This window comes from Leeia speluncae (assembly GCF_020564625.1).
Lineage (GTDB): Bacteria > Pseudomonadota > Gammaproteobacteria > Burkholderiales > Leeiaceae > Leeia > Leeia speluncae.
In genome coordinates this window covers 1-2,788 of record NZ_JAJBZT010000023.1, presented here as the reverse complement: position 1 = coordinate 2,788, position 2,788 = coordinate 1, and the positions used below count along the sequence as shown (strand labels likewise).

At 46.5% G+C, this 2,788-nt stretch carries 4 protein-coding genes; all 4 read left to right on the top strand.

From position 1 onward, the window contains the following. On the top strand, positions 1 to 412 hold a 412-nt coding region (locus tag LIN78_RS17905), incomplete at its 5' end, for an ATP-binding cassette domain-containing protein (protein WP_227182251.1). 82 nt (positions 413 to 494) lie between these two features. Next, positions 495 to 1,280, top strand: coding sequence for an ABC transporter substrate-binding protein (locus tag LIN78_RS17900; RefSeq protein WP_227182250.1), 786 nt, complete (start codon positions 495 to 497; stop codon positions 1,278 to 1,280). Positions 1,281 to 1,359: 79 nt separating this feature from the next. Next, complete coding sequence (locus tag LIN78_RS17895; RefSeq protein WP_227182249.1) at positions 1,360 to 2,037, top strand: ABC transporter permease; 678 nt, start codon at positions 1,360 to 1,362, stop codon at positions 2,035 to 2,037. A 2-nt stretch (positions 2,038 to 2,039) separates the two neighbouring features. After that, positions 2,040 to 2,735: an ABC transporter permease gene (locus tag LIN78_RS17890; protein ID WP_227182248.1), complete on the top strand. Its 696-nt coding sequence runs from the start codon at positions 2,040 to 2,042 to the stop codon at positions 2,733 to 2,735. The last annotated feature ends 53 nt before the right edge of the window (positions 2,736 to 2,788 follow it).

Below are 2,788 nucleotides of genomic sequence, written 5' to 3'. Positions count from 1 at the left end.
TGGTATTGATAAGCGCGATGCAGAACTCGCTGCGATTGCCTACCTAGAAAAAGTAGGCCTTGCCGATAAACAGCATCATTACCCTAATCAGTTGTCTGGTGGACAACAACAACGGGTGGCGATTGCACGTGCGTTAGCAATGGAACCCGACGTGATGTTGTTTGATGAACCTACTTCTGCGCTAGACCCAGAATTAGTAGGTGAAGTGCTAAAGGTAATGCGTTCTTTAGCAGAAGATGGCCGCACGATGTTAGTTGTGACGCACGAAATGGGCTTTGCCCGCGAAGTCGCGAGCCGTGTGGTGTTTTTCCACCAAGGAAAAGTGGAAGAAGAAGGCACCCCGCAAGAGTTGTTTACTACTCAGCAATCCCCTCGTTTCCAGAAATTCTTATCTAGTATGGCAATTAAGTAATTTGCAAAACAGAAGGCCATTTTCTATTGCGGTGGCCGCGTTGGTATTTGAGTCGACTCATATTTGTATTTGGAGAAATTAGATGAAATTGCAAAAACTTTCAGCGTTAGTTATTGGCGGTTTGATGTTGGGTTCTGCTGCCCACGCAGAAGATGTAATCAAGATCGGTACTTTGTCTGATTACGCGCCATTCGAATACAAAGATCCATCTGGCAAATTGCTAGGGATGGAAATCGAACTTGGCGATGCAATGTGTAAGCAAATGAAAGCCAAGTGCCAATACGTGACCATGGATTTCGATGCATTGATTCCAGCCTTAAAAGCGAAAAAAATTGATGCGGTTTTAGCGCAAATGTCGATCACCGACGAGCGTAAAAAAGTAGTGGATTTCACTAATTTGTTTACCTTGGCACCAGTGCAGTACGTGGCGAAAAAAGGAGCTGGCATTACTGAAAACCCAGCAACCTTAAAAGGCAAAATCGTGGGTGTGCAAAGTGGTACGAACCATGAGTCATACCTAAAAGCACGTTTGCCAAAAGACAAATCAGGTATCGAAATGAAGATTTACCAATCACTAGACCAAGCATGGTTGGATTTGGTGGCTGGTCGTGTGAATGCCGTGTTGGCGGATACCACCGTATCTTATGACTGGATTGCAAAAACCGGTGGCAAGCAAGGTTTTGCTTACGCAGGCAAGCCAATTAACGATGTAGCGATGTTCGGTGAAGGTACCGGTATTGCCGTACGTAAAGGCGATCCACTAAAAGAGAAATTCAACGCGGCAATCAAGCAAGTGTTGGCTGACGGTACATTTGCGAAAGCAAACAAAAAGGTATTCCCATTTAGCATCGCTCCAGGTGCTAAATAATCCTAGTTTGCTAGGTTAGAAAAGAAAGCCCCTTGGTGTACATCGAGGGGCTTCATTGGTTTTTCCAATAGGAGTACTCATGGACACCTTAAGTCTGTATGGTGGCCAGTTGTTGCAAGGCGCATTAATTACCCTGCAACTTGCGTTTACGGCTTTATTTTTTGGGATGGTGCTAGGGTTGTTGTTTGCTGCCGGCAAACTAGCTAGCAATCCGTTTATTCGAAAACCAGTGAGTTTTGTCACCAACTTTTTGCGTGGTGTGCCTGAGTTTTTGATTATCTTGATCTGTTACTTTGGGTTAACTAACCTGATTAACGATCACTTTGACGCGGCCTTTGAAATCAGCCCATTTGTGGGTGGTGTGTTCGCGTTATCTATCGTCTTTTCTGCGTATGCTTCCGAGGTGTTTCGTGGCGCGTTTGCGGCGGTTCCGCATGGCCAAATCGAAGCTGGTAAAGCATATGGTTTATCTCGCACCCAGATGTTCTTTTATATTCAGTTGCCCCAAGCATGGCGTATTTCTCTGCCTAGCTTGAACAATATGTGGCAATCCCTATTAAAAGATACCTCGTTGGTGTCGGTGGTGGGTTTAGAAGATTTATTGAAAAAAGCCGATATGGCCGCGCAGTATACCAAGCAGCCATTTGTGTTCTTTTTAGCCGTTGCGGCAATCTACTTTCTCTTTTTGGCAATTTCCAACCCGGTATTTGGCTGGCTAGAAAAGCGAGCTAACCGTGGTTATGGCGCGAGGGTTTGATCATGTCGATTTGGAATGATTACGTCACGCTACTAACCGAAAGCGGCCCAGATATCTGGAGTGGCTTCAAAATTACATTAGCCTTATTGGCAGGCTCATTGGTGGTGGCGTTCTTTTTAGCGATTCCTCTTGGCATTGCGCGTAGCCAAACCAGTGGCTGGGCAAGCCATGCAGCCCGCGTGTATTCCTCTATTTTTAGAGGAACGCCGCTGTTGGTGCAGATTTACCTTTTCTACTACGGCTTAAGTCAGTTTGAATCGGTCAGAGACTCTTTCTTGTGGCCGGTGTTGGGTGATTCCTTCTACTGCGGTATTACGGTGCTTGCGCTTAACCTCACCGCCTATATGGCAGAAGATATTCGGGCGGGGATTTTGGGCGTGCCGCATGGCGAAAAAGAAGCGGCCATGGCGTATGGGCTAAGCCGTTTTCAGTGCTACCGCTACATTATTGTGCCGCGTGCTTTGGGTATTGTGACGCCTGTATTGGGTAATGAAGTGATTGCTCAGTTAAAAGCCACTGCACTGGTCAGCACCATTACCGTACTAGATATGACAGGTGTGGTTCGCCGCTTGTCAGCCAATTCTTTCACGATTGATGCCCTGATTGTGGCTGGTGTGGTGTATGCGCTGACTACCCTATTGGTGTCGATTATTGTGAAGCTCATCGAACACCGCAATACCCGTCATTTACGCCGTTAATACTTGCTCCTTGGGTGGTAGGTGCTACCCAAGGCAGCCAGATAGAGATCACC